Raw genomic sequence first — 2,198 nt, 5'->3', positions numbered from 1 at the left:
ATGCACCATCGCTACATTCAGGCGAAAAAGGCGGAAGCGACCGGTATGCAGGGTGTTGTTGTTTGTAATACCACTCCCACGACGGAGGCAACATAAACCACGAAACCGAGCGAATTCCCCTGCCTACAGCACAATGTTCATAAACCCGGTAACGAGTACTATCAGATTAATCTGATGTAAATCTACAAATTTAAGTCCGTCCGCTAGAAAAACATCCGTAACTGACTATATTTCAAAAATTTCAAAGAACTATTTTAGATTTTAATGGGACAGCAATGATATCAGGCTTCCTAAATTTCACTATCTTTGTGTCCCGTTTGCCGGGGTGGGTAGGGTAACAGCCTAAATCATAGCGGTACCGGCTAATGGTTGCATATCGCAACATTCATCTTCTATTTTAAACTTATAATAAAAAAATATATGTCCGACGACAAGAAAATTATTTTTTCCATGGTGGGTGTGAGTAAGACTTTTCCGCCGCACAAACAGGTATTGAAAGATATTTACCTTTCGTTTTTCTATGGTGCCAAAATTGGTATTATAGGCTTGAACGGATCGGGTAAATCCACGCTGTTGAAGATCATTGCCGGTATTGAAAAGGAGTACCAGGGCGAAGTGGTTTCCGACAAGAGCTTTTCGGTGGGTTATCTGGAGCAGGATCCAAAGCTAGACCCTGATAAAACCGTGATAGATATTGTACGTGAAGGGGTACAGCCGGTTATGGACCTGTTGGCCGAATATGAGGAGATTAACCTGAAGTTCGGACTGCCTGAATATTACGAAAATGAAGATAAGATGAATTCTCTTTTCGCCCGTCAGGCTGAACTGCAGGATAAGCTTGATGCTGCCGATGCATGGAACATTGACAATCGCCTGGAACGGGCGATAGATGCTTTGCGTTGTCCGCCCGAAGAGCAGCCAGTACGTGAGCTTTCGGGAGGAGAACGGCGTCGTGTGGCATTATGCCGCCTGCTGCTGCAGGAGCCCGATGTGTTGCTGTTGGATGAGCCTACCAACCACCTTGATGCAGAGTCTATCGACTGGTTGGAGCAGCATCTCCAACAGTATAAGGGTACGGTTATATGTATCACGCACGACCGTTATTTTCTGGATCATGTGGCGGGGTGGATCCTTGAACTGGACCGTGGCGAAGGGATTCCCTGGAAAGGTAACTACACTTCATGGCTGGAGCAGAAGACCAAACGGATGGAACAGGAGGAGAAGCAGGCCAGTAAACGTCGCAAAACACTGGAGCGGGAGCTGGAGTGGATTAACCTGGCGCCCAAGGCACGCCATGCAAAAGGAAAAGCACGTCTTAACTCTTATGAGCAGTTACTGAACCAGGATCAGAAAGAACGTGAAGAAAAGCTGGAGATATTTATCCCCAACGGACCCCGTTTGGGAAACAAAGTGATTGAAGCCATACAGGTGAAAAAAGCCTTTGGCGACAAGCTGCTGTTCGACAACCTTAACTTTATGCTGCCTCCTAATGGTATAGTAGGTGTTATCGGGCCCAATGGCGCCGGGAAGACCACACTGTTCCGATTGATTCAGGAAATGGAAAAACCCGATGCAGGTAAGTTTGAAGTGGGAGAAACAGTGGTTACGGCCTATGTGGATCAGTCGCATGCAGCTATAGATCCCAATAAAACGGTATATCAGGTAGTTTCTGGCGGTTCCGAGTTTGTGAGGGTAGGGGGCAGAGATATAAACTCACGTGCATACCTGTCGCGCTTCAACTTTTCAGGAGCTGATCAGGAGAAGTTATGCGGTGTGCTGTCGGGTGGCGAAAGAAACCGTTTGCATCTGGCATTGACGCTGAAAGCGGGAGCTAACGTACTGTTGCTGGACGAGCCGACCAACGATATAGATGTGAACACTTTGCGGGCACTGGAAGAGGGATTGGAGAATTTTGCCGGGTGTGCTGTAGTTATATCTCACGATCGGTGGTTTTTGGATCGTATCTGTACGCATATCCTGGCTTTCGAAGGCAATTCGGAGGTGTTCTATTTTGAGGGTTCATACAGCGAGTATGAAGAAAACAAGAAGATACGCCTCGGAAATGTGGAGCCAAAAAGGGTGCGTTACAGGAAACTGTGAGGTTGGGTTTAAGGTTTCAGCCAGTTTCGTGTCTTGTGTCTTTGTCGTTTCACCTATCGGGATCATCCCGGCGCTCTGTCCGGCGCTCTGCCCGGCGC

General features: G+C 47.5%; 1 protein-coding gene. It reads left to right on the top strand.

What is annotated here, in order from left to right:
* The first annotated feature begins 420 nt into the window (after window positions 1-420).
* Window positions 421-2,100: an energy-dependent translational throttle protein EttA gene (gene ettA, locus B3B27_RS05290; RefSeq protein ID WP_238866308.1), complete on the top strand. Its 1,680-nt coding sequence runs from the start codon at window positions 421-423 to the stop codon at window positions 2,098-2,100.
* Window positions 2,101-2,198: the final 98 nt, after the last annotated feature.

The sequence above is a fragment of the Proteiniphilum sp. UBA5463 genome (genome assembly GCF_002427225.1).
GTDB lineage: Bacteria > Bacteroidota > Bacteroidia > Bacteroidales > Dysgonomonadaceae > Proteiniphilum > Proteiniphilum propionicum.
This window is presented reverse-complemented; position numbering and strand designations above follow the sequence as displayed.

Coding starts and splice junctions, on each gene's coding strand:
- ettA (WP_238866308.1), top strand. CDS start 421: ATGTCCGACGACAAGAAAATTATTTTTTCCATGGTGGGTGTGAGTAAG.